Origin of the sequence: Hydrogenophaga intermedia (assembly GCF_000723405.1) — a bacterium.
GTDB classification, from domain to species: Bacteria; Pseudomonadota; Gammaproteobacteria; order Burkholderiales; family Burkholderiaceae_C; genus Hydrogenophaga; species Hydrogenophaga intermedia.
Window position 1 is genome coordinate 21,573 of sequence record NZ_CCAE010000018.1, and the last position, 15,737, is coordinate 37,309.

General features: G+C 68.8%; 12 protein-coding genes. 8 read left to right on the plus strand and 4 right to left on the minus strand.

Annotation, left to right across the window (positions count from 1 at the left end; all coding sequences use genetic code 11):
- The gene (locus tag BN948_RS12285) at positions 1-2,277 is read right to left on the minus strand and encodes an ATP-dependent DNA helicase (protein ID WP_009517939.1); all 2,277 of its coding nucleotides are present in this window, start codon (positions 2,275-2,277) and stop codon (positions 1-3) included.
- A 51-nt stretch (positions 2,278-2,328) separates the two neighbouring features.
- Here BN948_RS12285 and BN948_RS12290 point away from each other — a divergent pair, with 51 nt between their 5' ends.
- The 3 genes from BN948_RS12290 (at position 2,329) to BN948_RS12300 (ending at position 7,358) form a co-directional block, all read left to right on the plus strand.
- Positions 2,329-3,045 carry a hypothetical protein gene (locus BN948_RS12290; protein WP_050980650.1) on the plus strand — a complete coding sequence of 239 codons (717 nt, stop codon included), beginning with the start codon at positions 2,329-2,331 and terminating at the stop codon, positions 3,043-3,045.
- A 170-nt stretch (positions 3,046-3,215) separates the two neighbouring features.
- Positions 3,216-5,267: a PAS/PAC sensor signal transduction histidine kinase gene (locus BN948_RS12295; protein ID WP_009517941.1), complete on the plus strand. Its 2,052-nt coding sequence runs from the start codon at positions 3,216-3,218 to the stop codon at positions 5,265-5,267.
- A 51-nt stretch (positions 5,268-5,318) separates the two neighbouring features.
- A complete protein-coding gene (locus tag BN948_RS12300; protein WP_138819956.1) occupies positions 5,319-7,358 on the plus strand; it encodes a hypothetical protein in 2,040 nt (679 codons plus the stop codon).
- Here BN948_RS12300 and BN948_RS12305 read toward each other — a convergent pair.
- The 3 genes from BN948_RS12305 to BN948_RS12315 all read right to left on the minus strand — a co-directional run bounded on the left by BN948_RS12305 (position 7,352) and on the right by BN948_RS12315 (position 11,056).
- Positions 7,352-9,343: a heavy metal translocating P-type ATPase gene (locus tag BN948_RS12305; protein WP_009517943.1), complete on the minus strand. Its 1,992-nt coding sequence runs from the start codon at positions 9,341-9,343 to the stop codon at positions 7,352-7,354. The genes BN948_RS12300 and BN948_RS12305 overlap by 7 nt on opposite strands.
- A gap of 121 nt (positions 9,344-9,464) precedes the next feature.
- Positions 9,465-10,742, minus strand: coding sequence for an NAD(P)/FAD-dependent oxidoreductase (locus BN948_RS12310; protein WP_009517944.1), 1,278 nt, complete (start codon positions 10,740-10,742; stop codon positions 9,465-9,467).
- 11 nt (positions 10,743-10,753) lie between these two features.
- Entirely contained in the window at positions 10,754-11,056 is a 303-nt protein-coding gene (locus tag BN948_RS12315) for a c-type cytochrome (protein WP_050980651.1), read from the minus strand.
- Positions 11,057-11,273: 217 nt separating this feature from the next.
- On the opposite strand from BN948_RS12315, the gene soxC reads away from it, so the two are divergent.
- The 5 genes from soxC to soxA all read left to right on the plus strand — a co-directional run bounded on the left by soxC (position 11,274) and on the right by soxA (position 15,729).
- Positions 11,274-12,620 (plus strand): sulfite dehydrogenase, encoded by a 1,347-nt coding sequence (soxC, locus tag BN948_RS12320; RefSeq protein ID WP_009517947.1) that lies wholly within the window; start codon positions 11,274-11,276, stop codon positions 12,618-12,620.
- 1 nt (position 12,621) lies between these two features.
- Entirely contained in the window at positions 12,622-13,770 is a 1,149-nt protein-coding gene (locus BN948_RS12325; protein ID WP_009517949.1) for a c-type cytochrome, read from the plus strand.
- Between the two features lie 203 nt (positions 13,771-13,973).
- Entirely contained in the window at positions 13,974-14,429 is a 456-nt protein-coding gene (soxY, locus tag BN948_RS12330) for a thiosulfate oxidation carrier protein SoxY (RefSeq protein ID WP_009517950.1), read from the plus strand.
- Positions 14,430-14,474: 45 nt separating this feature from the next.
- A complete protein-coding gene (gene soxZ / locus BN948_RS12335) occupies positions 14,475-14,786 on the plus strand; it encodes a thiosulfate oxidation carrier complex protein SoxZ (protein WP_009517951.1) in 312 nt (103 codons plus the stop codon).
- Between the two features lie 136 nt (positions 14,787-14,922).
- Positions 14,923-15,729, plus strand: coding sequence for a sulfur oxidation c-type cytochrome SoxA (soxA, locus tag BN948_RS12340; protein ID WP_009517952.1), 807 nt, complete (start codon positions 14,923-14,925; stop codon positions 15,727-15,729).
- Positions 15,730-15,737 lie beyond the last annotated feature (8 nt).

Here is a 15,737-nt window from a genome sequence, read left to right on the forward strand (position 1 = left end):
TCAGCGCACGCCCCACCAGGGCGGCAGCAGCGCGCGCACCTCGGGGCTGGCGAAGCGCTCGTCGAGCAGCAGCAGGGTGCCCCGGTCCTGCGGCGTGCGGATCAGGCGGCCGGCGGCCTGCACCACCTTGTGCAGGCCGGGGTAGAGGTAGGTGTCGGCCCAGCCCTGTGCGCCGGTGTGCTGCAAGCGTTCGCGCAGGGCCTCGCTCAGCGCGTCGGGTGGTGGCAGGCCCAGGGTGGCGATGCTCACGCCCACCAGGCGCGATCCGGGCAGGTCGATGCCTTCGCCGAACACGCCGCCCAGCACCGCGAAGCCCATGCCCTGGCCGCCCTCCACGAAGCGCGCGATGAAAGCCTCGCGCGCGGCCTCGTCCATGCTGCGCGACTGCGACCACACGGTCACGTCCGGGTGCGCGGCGCGGAACGCCTCCATGGCTTGCGTGAGGTAGTCGAAGCTGCTGAAAAAGGCGAGGTGGTTGCCCGGGTGCGCCCGGTAGTGCGCGCCGAGCTCGTCCACCAGGCGCGGCAGGGTGCGCACGCGGTCGGCCCAGCGCGTGGACAGGCCGCGCGCCACGCGCACCGACCACTGCGCCGGGTCGAAGGGCGAGTCCACCTCGAGGCGCGCCACCGGCTCAGGCAGGCCCAGCAGGCGCTGCGCGTGCGCCATGGGCGCGAGCGTGGCCGAGAACAGCGTGGCCGCGTGCGCGCCGGCCCAGCGCGGCGTGAGCAGTTCGGCCGGCAGCAGGCAGCGCAGCGCGAGGCGCGGGCGCGGTTTGCCGCGGCGCGCGGGCGGGCCGGGCGAGCGCTCCACCACCGAGTGCGCGCCGAAACGCTCGGCCACACGCAGAAAGTGCACCGCCTCGAACAGCCAGGGCTGCAGGCCCACGGCGGCCTGCGGATGGCGCGCCATGAAGTCGGTGAGCGTGGCGACGTGGCGGCCCAGCGTGGCCATGAAGGCGGCGGGCAGGGCGTCGTCGAGCGCGGGGGTGTCGGGCGCTGCTTCAGGTGCCTGTGGCGCCAGCGCGCCCCAGGCGCGGTGCACCGAATCCATGGTGGCCTTCAAGGCCTTCGGCGCCTGCGCGCGCCAGGCGCCGAAGCGCTGCGGGTCCAGCTCGGCGCTGTACATGCGGCGCGCGCGCTCGGCCAGGTTGTGGGCCTCGTCCAGCAGCAGTTGCACGCGCCAGCCCTCGGCCTGCGCGAGGGACCAGGCTTGCGCGTTCAGGTCGAACCAGTGGTTCACGTCGCCCACCACCACGTCGGCCCAGCGCTGCATCTCCTGCGCCAGGTAGTAGGGGCAGATGCGGTGCGCGAGCGCGATCTCGCGCAGGGCCTCGCGGTCCAGCCAACCGACACGCGCGGCGGCTTCGCGCGCGCCGCCCAGGCGGTCGTAGAAGCCCTGCGCCAGCGGGCAGGACTCGCCGTGGCAGGCCTTGTCGGGGTGCTCGCAGGCCTTTTCGCGCGCCAGGCGCTCCAGCACGCGCATCGGCTGTGCGTTCAGCCGGCGCAGGCCGTCGAGCGCGATGGCGCGGCCCGTGGTCTTGGGCGTGAGCACCAGCAACTGGTCGCTGCCCAGCACCGGCATGGCGCGCAGCGCGCCGAACAGCGTGGCCACCGTCTTGCCGATGCCGGTGGGCGCCTGCGCGAGCAGGTGACGGCCCGCGCGCTGCGAACGGAACACGGCCTCGGTGAGTTCGCGCTGGCCCGCGCGATAGCCTTCGAAAGGGAAGGGCATGGTGGCCAGCGCGGCGTCGCGCGCGCGGCGGTGTTCGGCTTCCTGCCAGGCCCAGTCTCGGTAGCGCGTGCACAGGTCCTGGGTGAAAGCCCGCAGCGAGTCGCGCGTGCCCTGGCGCGTGAGCACCGTCTCGTGGCCGCTGTCGATGTCGTAGTAGATGAGCGCGAGTTCGATCGCGTCGAGGTTCTCGGCTTCGCACAGCAACCAGCCGTACACCTGCGCCTGCGCCCAGTGCAGGGCCTGGCGGTTGGGCGTGATGAGCGTCGGGTCGCCGCGGTGCGTCTTGGTTTCGTCGAGACGGCGGGCCTGGGGGTCGTAGCCGTCGGCGCGGCCTTGCAGCAGCAGGCCTTCGCACAGGCCCGAGAGCGTGCGTTCGCGCTGGTAGTGCGCGGGGCGGCGCGCGGCCACGCTGGCGTGCCCCGCGATGCCTTCGAAGGCGCTGGGCGCGGGCGTGAAGCGGTGGTCCAGGTCGCCCGCGCGCGCGGCGAAGTCGCACAGGCGTCGCACGGCGACGCGCAGGGGCTCGGAGACGGGTTCGGCGGACACGGAGCGGGGATCATACGGAACGAAAATCCCGCTGTGAGCGAGCCTTCTCCTTTGCCTCTTCCCCTGACCCGACGCCACCACCAGCGCCTGCGCGAGATGCACCGCTCGGCGGGCTGGCCCTGCCACGATGCCATCGAGGTCGAGCTGATCGCGGCCGGTTGCCTGCAGCGCTGCTTCGACGGCGCCGGGCGCGAGCACCTGCGCGTGAGCGACGAGGGCATCGTGCTGCTGGCGCGCATCTACGCGCGCAATCGCGCCGCGCTGTCGGCGCACGGGGCATTGGTGCAGCGCGTGGCGCTGGAGCAGACGCGTGCGGGCCGCCTTACCTGGTGCGGCCTGGCGTTGCGCGCACCGCTGCCGCGCGAGGGCGAACCGCTGGCCAATGACTGGGTGATGGCCTGCCCCGACGTGTACTCGATTCGCCGCAGCTCGCGCGCCGACTGGCTGGAGCCCGTGGTGCACGAGATCAAGGTGAGCCGCGCGGATCTGCTGTCCGACCTGCGCAAGGCCGATAAGCGCGCGGCCTACCTGGGCATGGCGGGTGCGGTGTGGTACGTGCTGGGGCGCGACGCCAAGGGCAGGCCGGTGGGCGACGAGACCGACGTGCCCGAGGACTGCGGCGTGCTGATCGACGCCGGTGCTGCGGGTTGGGAGATGCGCCGCGAAGCACCGCGCCGCGCGGTGTCGCAACTGCCGCTGGGCGTGTGGCTGGCTCTGGCGCAGGCCACGCCGCTGCGGATCGACGAGCCCGATCAGCAAGGGCTCTGAGCGGCGCCTGCGCAGAAGCGGGCCGCGATCGGCGTTCGCGAATTCCCGAAGACAGGCCATCGGGCCATCGGCCGTCCTGCCGGCTTGGCCTCGGACAGGCTGCGGATACCGGAGCGTGCGTCGCATCGCTACCTTGTCGCCTCCAGGTCCCTGGGGAACAAGGAGTGCAGATGGAACGTCGTTCGATGCGGTGGTTCGCGGCCGCGATGGCGGTGGTGTCGCTCACCGCCTGCGGTGGTGGCGGTGGCGATGCGCCCAGCGACGCCGGTGGCTCGGGGAGCAGTGCCGATCAGAGCCCGAGTCCCAGTCCGGGCCCGAATCCAGACCCCGGCGGCACGCCGCCTGCGCCGCCACCGGCCGGTACGCCACCGTCGCCCCCTGCACCGCCGCCGGTCGGCACGCCCCCCGCCGCACCGCCACCGGGATCGGGCACCGCACCGATTCCCGATCCCGGTCCCGGACCGGTCACGCCGTTCACCGTCACGGTCGCGTCCGCGCCGCAGCGGGGTTTGAAACTCGAATGGACCGCGGTGGCTGGTGCTGTCGGTTATCGAATCGAGCGCGATGTCGATGCCAGTGATGGGGTCGACAACTTCCAGACCGTGGACTTCGTGGCGGCCCCGGCCCTGTCTCGCACGTTCACCGACCTTCCTCTGGTCGAAGCCATGAACCACAAATATCAGGTTCGCGCCATTGGGGCAGCCGGTCCTCCATTGGCGATAGACGCGGAATCGGTGAGCGGCGACCTGGCCGCATCGATCACCAGCGGCCCTACCACACTGGATGATTCCAGCGGCAACATGGCACGCGCGATGGCAACCGCCCTGCGTGACAACTCGCGGCATGTGCTGGCCGTGGGCTTGCCCGGGGCGAACCTGGGCATGGGCACGGTCAAGATCTACGAACGCCCCATCACTGGCGGGGCCTGGGTCGAAGCACAGCCGGGCCTCTCGCTGGAGTCGCTGGAGTTGGAAGACCATTTCGGCGCCAGCGTGGCCCTGTCGCCCAACGGGATGTATCTGGCGGTGGGAATTCCTGGGGATGACGGCGCGACCGACGGCAGCGGGGTCAATCCCGACCCCTTACCCACCGCGCTCGATGTGAAGGACTCGGGGGCCGTGCAGGTCTATCGCTACGTGGCGGGTGCCGGCTGGACGCCGGACGCACGGATCAAGGCGATCAACGCGGGGCCGCGCGATTCGTTCGGAGCCGCCGTGGCCATCAGCAACGACGGTCATCTCATCGTGGGCGCACCCAATGAAGACGGCTCACTTCCCCCAGGCGGATATTGGATCAACTCCTTCATCCCGGCAGGGTTGGGTGATGACCGGACCAATGCCCAGGACCGGGGTGCCGTGTATGGCTATGGAAGAAGCAGCGTGGGCTATTCCAGCGTGATGTACATGAAGCCGCCCATCGATGGGGGAGGACGTTCGCTGTACTACGGTGCCGCCCTGGCGCTGGACGCACTGGGGCAGCGGCTGGCCGTCGGCGCACCCGGTGCGTCCTATAACGGCTCGAGGGCTGGCGGCGTGGTTTTCTACGACCTGAGCTGGAACTTCACGACGCCAACGGAGGTTTTTCCTGGAGCGGCGCTCAAGGAGCATGTCGGAACGGGCGGTGAACGCAGCGTCCCGCTCACGGACGACCCCCCTCTCTCGTCTTCCGCATTCCGGGGGCTGGGCGGCGCGCTGGCCATGAGCGCCTTGGGCGATTGGGTGGCGGCTGGTTACGCCGAGAAAGGTGGCCTGGTCACCGGGACCGGCGTTTCGCTGCCTTCGAACGCAGGCCAGGTGGCCCTGTATCGCCACCAGGGGGGCGCCTGGGCCTGGCATTCCTCCCCCACCGCGCCCGCGCCGCGCGCCAACGATCGCTTCGGCATCAACGTGTCCCTGGTCAACGAGGGCAAGGGACTCCAACTGCTCGTGGGTGCTCGTGAGGACAGCAGCGGGCACAACGGCCTGATGCGCGCGGCGGATATCGCGCCCGAGAGCTTCTCGTCGACGCCAGAAACCGGTGCGGCCCATTACTTCGTCGCAAACGCCGACCCCAGCCAGCCAATGGTGCTCAAGGCGCGGCTGAAATCGCCCAATCGCATCCATCAGGAGTGGCTGGGCCTGTCCACCGCCATGACCAAGGACGGCAACGAGCTCTTGCTGAGTGGGCAATACCAGGACGATCCGAATGAGCCCTTCTCGAAGGTGATCTTCTTTGGCTACTGATGGCAATGGCCGTTGTGCGCGGCTCGATTCGATTTTCTGAAGGAACAAGGAATGCAGACGGTGCGTCGTTCGATGCAGTGGTTCGCGGCCGCGATGGCGGTGGTTTGTCTGAGTGCTTGCGGTGGCGGGGTGGACGAACCCGCTGATGGCGATGGATCGGGCAGCGGGTCGGCGCCGGCACCGAGTCCGAGCCCTAGCCCAGGGGGCGATCCGGGTGGTTCTGCGCCGCCGCCCCCGCCTTCGTCGCCGCCTCCCTCGGGCTCACCACCACCGCCTTCGGCACCGCCGCCTTCGGGCTCGCCGCCAGCGTCTCCCCCGCCGGGTTCGGGCACGGGGCCGATCACCGATCCGGGCAACGGATCGGGTACGCCCTCCATCACGCTGACGATCGCATCCGTGGCTCAGCGAGGTCTGAAGCTCGACTGGCCGGCAGTCTCCGGTGCCTCCAGTTACCGCATCGAGCGGGATGTCGATGCGACCGATGGCACCGACAGCTTCACGCAGGTCGCCGAATCGTCGATTCCTTCGAGCACCTTCACCAATCTGAGTCTCGTGGAGGCGATGAACCACAAGTACCGGGTCACCGCTTGTGGGGTGAGTGGCTGCAACCTGGCGTTGGGCACCGCGTCGGTGAGCGGCGACCTGGCCCAATCGATCGTCGGGGTGAGTGCCGATGTCGATGACAACAATGTGGCCCGTGTGATGACCACCGCGAAACGGGGCAGCACGCACGTGCTCGCCGTGGGCCTGCCCGGCGCCAACGGTGAACGCGGCATGGTTCTGGTCTACGAACGGGCGGAAGGCAGCGCGCAGTGGTCGACCTTGCCCACGTCCCTTGCGCGAACGAATGGCGTCGCCTCCGATCGCTTCGGTGCAAGCGTGGCGCTGTCGCCCAGCGGGCAATGGCTGGCGGTGGGAATACCGGGCGACGACGCGCCCTCCGACCTGGACGGCGTCAACCCCAATCCGCCCGATGGCACGCCCTTGGTGGACGGCTCGGGCGCGGTGCAGGTGTACCGGCATTCCAGCGGCAGCGGATGGACACTGGTCGCGCGAATCAAGGCGGCCAATGCGGGCGAGAAGGACGCGTTCGGCTCTGCGGTCGCCATCGGAAACGAAGGACAACTCCTCGTCGGCGCGCCGAACGAGGACGGCGGTGCGAATGGTGACGTTTATCGGTACGGCACGGCCGAGGCCAACGCGCTTGACGACAACACGGCCGAGGACCGCGGCGCGGTGTACGCGTACGCGGCCAGTGGTGAGCTCTACAGCTTCAAGGCTTACGTGAAGCCGCCCGTGCAAACGGGCTCGACCGCCGTCTTCTTCGGGGCGGCCATCGCGGCGGACCAGTCCGCGCAGCGCGTCGCCGTGGGGGCGCCGCGCGCATCGTTCAACGGCTTGTTTGCCGGCGGCGTGTTGATCTATGACCTGGCCTGGCTCTGGTCCGACGCGACGAAACCTGCCTCGCTGGCGTCCGGCTTCGCACCGGCGGCCAACCGCTCCTCGTCGGTGTCTCCCAATCCGGATGCATCGTCTTCCGCCTACAAGGGCTTCGGCGGTGCCCTGTCCATGAGCGCCGGTGGCGACTGGTTGGCCGTGGGCTACCCCGACAAGGGTTACGACCCCCTGGACGGCAGTGCGATCCGTTCGGCCGCGGGCCAGGTGGTCGTCTATCAACGCCAGAACACCTTGTGGAGCGAATACTCGGTGCTGTTGGCCCATGCGCCACGGGCGGCCGATCGCTTCGGCATCAGCGTCTCGTTGGTGAACGTCAATGGGCCCCGGCTGCTTGTCGGTGTTCGCGAGGACGGCAGCCGACACGATGGCCTCAAGCGCGCGGCCGACATCGCGCTCGAGGACAACAGTCTCCCCGCCTCACCCGCGCAAGCCGGCGCGGGCTACTACTTTGTCGACAACCCGAACCCCGACCCCAGCCAGCCGAGGATGGTGATCAAGGCGCGATTGAAGGCGCCTGACGCTCAGCTAAACCAGTGGCTGGGTCAGGCCACGGCCATGACAAGGGATGGCAGCGAGCTGTTGCTGAGTGGCAAGCACGTCGACGGGTCCAGCGCCATCTTCTTCGGCTACTGAGTCTTCGCCCGCAACAACCGCAGCCCGTTGAACACCACCAGCAAACTCGCGCCCATGTCGGCGAACACCGCCATCCACATGGTGGCGCTGTCGAACACCGCCAGCAGCAGGAAGACCAACTTGATGCCCAGCGCCAGCGCGATGTTCTGCCACAGCACCGCGTGCGTGCACCGCGACAGGCGAATGGTTTCGGGCACCTTGCGCAGGTCGTCGTTCATCACGATCACGTCGGCCGCTTCCATGGCGGTGTCGTTGCCCGCGCCGCCCATGCCGAAGCCGATGCGGGCCGCGCTGAGCGCGGGGCCGTCGTTGATGCCATCGCCCACCATGCCCACGTCGCCCTGGGCGCGCAGCGCCTCGATGGCGTCGAGCTTGTCCTGCGGCAGCAGGTTGGCGCGCACCTCGCCGATGCCGACCTGGGCCGCGATGGCCTGGGCCGTGGCGAGGTTGTCGCCGGTGAGCATGACGGTGGTGATGCCCAGCGCGTTCAGTTCCTCGACGGCCTGACGGCTCGTGGCCTTGGTGGTGTCGGCCACCGCGAACAGCGCGAGCACGCCCTGATCGCCCGCGAGCAGGGTGACGGTGCGGCCCTCGGCCTCGTGCTCACGCATCAGTGCTTCCAGCTCGGGCGAGCACTGCTGGCGCTCTTCCATCCAGCGGTGGTTGCCCAGTGCGTAGGCCTGCCCCTCGACCTGCCCGCGCACGCCACGGCCGGGCTCGGCGGCGAAGCCGTCGATGGCCGAGGCTGCGGTGTCGAGGCCGGCGGCGATGGCTTTTGAAACGGGGTGGTCCGAGCGCGCCGCCAGGCCGCGTGCGATGGCCAGCACCCGCTCGGGCGCCGGGGTGCCCGGCAGCACCGCCTGCGCCACCAGCCGCGGCTTGCCTTCGGTCACGGTGCCGGTCTTGTCCACCGCCAGCACGCGCAGTCGGCGTGCGTCTTCCAGGTACACACCGCCCTTGATGAGGATGCCGCGCCGCGCCGCCGCCGCGAGGCCGCTGACCACCGTCACCGGCGTGGAGATCACCAGCGCGCAAGGGCAGGCGATGACGAGCAGCACCAATGCCTTGTACACGGCCGTGAGCCAAGGCCAGCCGAACAGCAGCGGGCCGAGCAGCGCCACGGCCAGGGCGAAGGCGAACACCGCCGGCGTGTAGACGGCCGCGAAGCGGTCGACGAAGCGCTGCGTGGGCGCGCGTTTGGACTGCGCCTGCTCGACCGCGTGGATGATGCGCGCGAGCACGGTGTCGCCCGCGGGCTTGCTCACCTCGAACTCCAGCGCGCCATGCTGATTGATGGTGCCGGCGAAGACCTCGTCGCCCGGGCCCTTGTCCACGGGGATGCTCTCGCCCGTGATGGGCGACTGGTCGGCCGCGCTGTGGCCAGCGGTGATGCGGCCATCGAGCGCGAAGCGTTCGCCGGGCTTCACGCGCACGGTCGCGCCGACGGCCACCGCCTTCGCGTCCACCAGCGCCCACTGGCCATTGGCCTGGCGCACCTCGGCCTGCGGTGGCGACAGGGCCAGCAGGCCCGAGATGGCGTGGCGCGCGCGCTCGACCGAACGCGCCTCGATCAGCTCGGCCAGCGAGTACAGCGCCATCACCATGGCTGCCTCGGGCCACTGGCCGATGAGGAAGGCGCCGGTGACGGCAACCGCCATCAGTGCATTGATGTTGAGCTGGCCACGACGCAGCGCGGCGAGGCCTTGCTGGAACACCTCGGTGCCGGCGAGCGCGATGGCCGCCAGCGCGACGCCCATGCCCGCTACCTTCCAGGGCCAGGTCTCGGGCGCCAGGAAGTGCAGACCTTCGGCCACCAGGGCCATGAGCAGCGCCAGGCCCATGCGCACCCAGTCGCGTGCGGTGGCGGGGCCATGGTCATGGCCGTGACCGTCGTCGTGATCGTGGTCGTGCGCCGCGTCGTCGTGCGGCTGTTGGTGTTTGTGCGGACGGGGGGCGGTGGGGGGCGGGCAGCAGGCCTTGGACATGGCGAAATGTTCTCCTTGCCTCCATTGCAAGGCCTGTAGCGGGTACGGAGTCAAGCCTGCATCGCCAGAAAGGGCAAACCCCGCCGAAGCGGGGTTTGATGTAGTCAAGCGCCGAAGCCGATCAGGCCAGCATGTCGGCCCAGATGTTGCGCGCCCAACCGAAGGCGTAGGCGCCTTCCATCTCGCTGGCCGCGCCGGACAGGCCGCCCGAGCCGGGCACCGTGAGCATGGTCTTCTGTGCCGCGTCGTAGCGGTGCACGCTGGCCACGTGCACCACCTCCTTGGCGGTAACGAAGCTGTAGCAGGTGTTGGCGTACAGCGGGTTCTGCGGCGGCTGCTGGCCCGTCAGCAGCGAGACCACGGCGGCCGCGCAGGTTTTGCCGTGCTGGTTGGCCATGTGGCCCGACTTGGGCATGGCTGGCGCGATCTGGATGGCGTCGCCGAGCACGTGGATGTTCTTCGCCGCCTTCGATTCGAATGTGAGGAAGTCCACCTCGCACCAGCGCGCGTTGGCCGTGGCCAGGCCGCTCTTGACGGCGATGGCGCCGGCGCGCATGTCGGGCAGCACGTTGGCCACGCCGGCCTTGAAGTCGTCGTTGAAGTCGAACTTCAGGGTATTGGTGGCCGCGTCCACGTCGACCAGCTTGTGTTTGGGCCGGTACTCGATGAGGCCCTTGTAGTGCTCGTCCCAGGCCTTGAGGAACAGGCCCTTCTTGGAGGTGATGTCGTCGTTGGCGTCGAAGATGATGACCTTGCTCTTGGGCTTGGCCACCTTGAAGTAGCTGGCCACCATGCAGGCGCGTTCGTACGGGCCGGGCGGGCAGCGGTAGGGCGCCAGGGGGATGGCGATGGCGAAGGTGCCGCCGTCGGGCAGGGCCTTGAGCTGATCGTGCAGCGCGGCGGTCTGCGGGCCGGCTTTCCAGGCGTGCAGGATCCTGTCTTGCGCACCGGGCTTGGCCAGACCGGGGATGGTGGGCATGAAGTCGATGCCGGGCGAGAGGATGAGCCGGTCGTAGGGCAGGGTGGCGCCGCTGGCGAGCTTCACCGTGCGCTTGTCGGCGTCGATGCTCTCGACCGTGTCGCGCACCACCTTCACGCCGTGTTTGCGCTGCAACTGGTCGTAAGAGACGGTGATGTCGGCCAGGGTCTTGTGGCCGCCCACCACCAGGTTGCTCAGCGGGCAGGACACGAAGTTGGCGTTGGGCTCCACCAGCGTCACTTCCACGCGGCCCTCGGAGAACAGACGCACGTACTTGGCGGCCGTGGCGCCGCCGTAGCCGCCGCCCACCACCACCACCTTCGGTCCACCGCTGCCGCCGGTGGCGCAGCCGGCCAGCAGGCCCAGGCCCGCCACCGCCGAGCCGGCGCCCAATGTCTGTACGAATTGACGACGTTTCATGGTGCCGCTCCTCACTTCTTCTGGGCCGCGAAGTACGCGGCGATCTGGGCCAGTTGCTCGTCGCTGTAGCCCTTGGACAGCTGGTGCATGATGGTCGCGGGCCGCTGGCCGTTCTTGAAGGCCAGCAACTGCTGCAGCAGTTCGTCCTTGTTGCGGCCAGCCAGGCCGATCATGCCGGGCTCGGCGCGGCCGTCGGTGCCGTGGCAGTTGGCGCAGGCCGCGGCCCACACGCGGACCTGGTTGACCTGGGCGTGGGCCCCGGCGCTCAGGGCCAGCAGCGTCGCCGCCGCCAGCCATCTTGTTGTTCTCTGCATCGTCGTCTCCGATTGCGGGTTGGGATGGAAGCGCACCCAAAACTGTAGCAGCGGGCCTTCCTCGAAAAACAGATATCGGTATGCCTGGGGTGCGGTGCGGCCCTCTGGCATTGAAGACCAGCCGGTGGGGAAGTGCATCAAGGGTTTACGCTCATCCAAATATCAGCAATTAACGATATAGTCGCGCCCCTGAGATTCCTTCTGAACGGACCGTGCCGTGTCTGACCCACTGCAACACACGATCGGGCGGGTGCTGCCCGCCCCCGAAAACCACCTCGACGCCGAGCGCCTCGAGCAGGCGCGCAAGGCGCGCCGCAGCTTCATGGGCAAGGCCCTGGCGATGGGCGCGGGCGCCGTGGCCGCGGGCCACGCTTCGCGCGCGCTGGCGAGCGAAGGCGAGGGCGACCCCGCCATCCTCAAGATGCCCGAGCACACGCGCGGCCTGGGCCGCCCGGTGGCCGAGAACCCGTACGGCCAACCCAGCAAGTGGGAAGCCAACCTGCAGCGCCGCCAGAGCCCGGGCCTCACGCGCGTGCCGCAGGCCTCGGTGAGCTTCACGCCGCTGCAGGGCCTGTTCGGCATGATCACGCCCAGTGGCCTGCACTTCGAGCGCCACCACCAGGGCTGGTGGGACATCGACCCCAGCCAGCACCGCCTGATGGTGCACGGCCTGGTGAAGCGCTCGCGCGTGTTCACCATGGACGACCTGATGCGCCTGCCCAGTGTCTCGCGCATCCACTTCATCGAATGCGGCGCCAACTCCGCGCCCGAGTGGGGCAACGTGGCCCTGCCCACGGTGCAGTACACGCACGGCATGGTGAGCTGCTCCGAGTTCACGGGCGTGCGCCTGTCCACGCTGCTGGAGATGTGCGGCGTGGACAAGAAGCTCGGCAAGTTCGTGTTGGCCGAGGGCGCCGACGGTTCGTCGATGACGCGCACCATCGACATGGAGCGCGCGATGGAGGACTGCATCGTCGCCTGGGCCATGAACGGCGAGATGCTGCGTCCCGAGAACGGCTACCCGCTGCGCCTGGTGGTGCCGGGCATCCAGGGTGTGAGCTGGGTGAAGTACCTGCGCCGCCTGGAGGTGGGCGACCAGAAGTGGGCCAGCAAGGACGAGGCGGTGCACTACATCGACCTCATGCCCGACGGCACGCACCGCCAGTACACCGGCATCCAGGAGTGCAAGAGCGTGATCACCACGCCCTCGGGCGGGCAGATGCTGCTCGACAAGGGCTACTACAACGTGAGCGGTCTGGCCTGGTCGGGCCGCGGGTCCATCAAGCGCGTGGACGTGAGCGTGGACGGTGGGCGCAACTGGCGCACCGCGCGCCTGGAAGGCCCGGTGCTGGACAAGGCGCTCACGCGCTTCAACATCGACTGGGTGTGGGACGGCCAACCCGCCATCCTGCAGAGCCGCGCGATCGACAGCACCGGCTACGTGCAACCCAAGATCAACCAGCTGCGCGCGGTGCGCGGCACGCGCTCGATCTACCACCAGAACGCGATCCAGTCGTGGAAGGTGGCGGAGAACGGCGAAGTGTCCAACGTCCAGGTGTATTGATATGAATCACCCCCGCCGCGCTACGCGCGACCCCCTCAAGGGGGCAACACCTGCGGCCCGGCAAAGCCGGTTCCGCGGTGTTTCCCGGTTCTGCTTCGGCGTTCTCACACTGACTTTGAGCCAGCTTGCGCTGGCCCAAAGTCAACCCTGGCACGAGGTCGGCCGCGAAGCCACACCCGCCGAGATCAAGGCCTGGGACATCGACGTGCGCCCCGACTTCAAGGGCCTGCCCAAGGGCGAGGGCAGCGTCGCGCTGGGTGAGAAGGTCTGGGAGGCGCAGTGCGCGTCCTGCCACGGTTCCTTCGGTGAATCGAACGAGGTGTTCACGCCCATCGTGGGCGGCACCACGAAGGCCGACATCGAACGTGGCCGCGTGAAGAACCTGGAGCCGGGCAACACCTTCCCGCAGCGCACCACGCTGATGAAGGTGGCCACTGTCTCCACGCTGTGGGACTACATCAACCGCGCCATGCCCTGGAACGCGCCCAAGACGCTCAAGACCGAAGAGGTCTACGGCGTGCTCGCGTACATCCTGCACCTGGGCGACATCGTGCCGGCCGACTTCACGCTGTCGGACCAGAACATCGCTGAAGTGCAGAAGCGCATGCCCAACCGCAACGGCATGGTGTTTCACGAGCCGCTGTGGAAAGCCTCGGGCAAGGGCGACGCGAAAAACGTGGCCTGCATGAAGGACTGCCCCACCGAGGCCCAGGTGCGTTCCTCGCTGCCCGACTTCGCGCGCGACGCGCACGGCAACATTCAGGAACAGAACCGTGTGGTGGGCCCGGTGCGCGGTGCCGACACCACGAAGCCGCCGCCCAAAGGCCCGGTGGGCAGCGTGCCCCCGCCCGCGCCGGTGGTGGTGGCCGCCGCCCCGGCGGCCACCCCGGGCGCGGTGGATGTGAAAGCGCTGCTCACCGCCAATGGCTGCACGGCATGCCACGGCATCAGCAACAAGATCGTCGGCCCCGGCTTCACCGAGATCCTCGCCAAGCACAAGGGCAAGGCCGATCTGGAGACCTACCTGGCCGGCAAGATCAAGTCCGGCGGCGGTGGCGTGTACGGTGCCGTCCCCATGCCGCCTCAGCCCCAGCTCAAGGACGCCGAGGCCCTGGCCATCGCGCGCTGGATCGCGGGTGGCCCGCGTTGAGCGGCCGCCCCTCGATGCCCATTGGCGTTTACCCCCTGTCCCTATCGTCGAGGAAACATTAGCGTATGAGCATAGACATTCTTGTGGACGCGCCCACCAGCGCGGGCCCTGATCGCGGGGCATTGCCTGCCCGTGCCCGGGCCTCGCGTCTCGATCGATAAACTCGCCCCCCTCAAGCCCCGAATTTGCACAGGAGTTCAAACATGAACCAGAACCGTCGAGACGCCCTCAAGACCACCGGTGCCTTTGCCACCCTGGTCTCGCTGGGCATCGTTACGCAGAGCCAGGCGAACGCCGCGCTCGAACGCTCGAGCTTCGAGGGCAAGACCCTGGCCGACGCGCTCAAGGCCGTGGGCGGCACGCCGGCCAACAGCGACCAGGTCACCGTGGTCGCCCCCGATATCGCCGAGAACGGCGCCGTGGTGCCCATCGGCGCCTCCAGCAAGCTGCCCAACACCACCGAGATCTTCCTCATCGTCGAGAAGAACCCGATGCCGCTGGCCGCCGCCTTCACCATCCCGGCCGGCACGCTGCCCGAGATCTCCACGCGCCTGAAGATGGGCCAGAGCTCCAACGTGATTGCCGTGGTCAAGGCCGACGGCAAGCTCTACTCCGCGACCAAGGAAACCAAGGTCACCCTGGGCGGCTGCGGCGGTTGATCGGCCCGCGTCCCTTTCGAGATTCAACGTACACAGGAGTCCACCATGGCTGATCCGATGCGCATCCGCGCCGCCGTTGCCGACGGCGAAACCACTGTTCGCGTGCTCATGTCGCACATCATGGAACCCGGCACCCGCCGCGACGCGGCCGGCGCCCTCATCCCCGGCCACTTCATCACGAACGTCGACTGCACCCACAACGGCAAGACCGTGCTGCAAGGCCAGTTCACTGGCGCCGTGGCGCAGAACCCTTTCCTGTCCTTCAAGTTCAAGGGCGGCGCCAAGGGCGACAAGATCGTGGTGAAGTGGAGCGACAACAAGGGCGATTCGCGCACCGACGAAGCAACGGTCGCCTAACCCCCTGCCGCGCTTCGCGCGACCCCCCCCCAGGGGGCGCCACCTGCGGCCCGGCAAAGCCGGTTCCGCGGTGGCCTGGATGGACTGCCCCGGCTCACGACGGGTTTCTATAACGAGTAGACGAGGAGATCTCCCCATGAAGCGACCTGTTTCCCGCGCCATTGCCCTTGCGGCGCTGGTGCTTGGCGCCGCCGCCGCGCACGCGCAGTCGTCCACGGCCGATGGCATCGCCAAGTACCGCGAGATGCTGCAGGACGGCAACCCCGCCGAGCTCTACGAAATGAAGGGCGAGGAGCTCTGGAAACAGAAGCGCGGTCCGAAGAACGCTTCGCTGGAGCAATGCGACCTGGGTAAAGGTCCGGGCGTGATCAAGGGGGCCTTCGTGGAGCTGCCGCGCTACTTCAAGGACACCAACCGCGTGGAGGACCTGGAGGGCCGCATCATCACCTGCATGGAGACGCTGCAGGGCTTCAACGGCGACGAGGTCCGCAAGACCCCGTTCCGCCGCGGCGAGATGGCCAACGTGACGGCCATCGCCACCTACGTGGCCACGGCGTCCAAGGGCATGAAGATGAACCTGCCGCAATCGCATGCGCAGGAAAAACTCATGTACGAGACGGGCAAGCGCCTGTTCTTCACGCGCGGCGGCACGCACGATTTCTCCTGCGCGTCCTGCCACGGCTCGGACGACAAGCGCATCCGCTTGCAGGACCTGCCCAACCTCACCAAGAACCCGGGCGACGGTGTGGGCTTCGCGGCTTGGCCAGCCTATCGCGTGTCCAACGCGCAGATGTGGGGCATGCAACTGCGCCTGAACGACTGCTTCCGCCAGATGCGCTGGCCCGAGCCCAAGTTCGGCAGCGACGCCACCATGGCGTTGAGCGTCTACATGGGCGTCAACGCCAAAGGCGCCGAGTCCGCCGTGCCCGCGATCAAGCGCTGAAGAGGAGA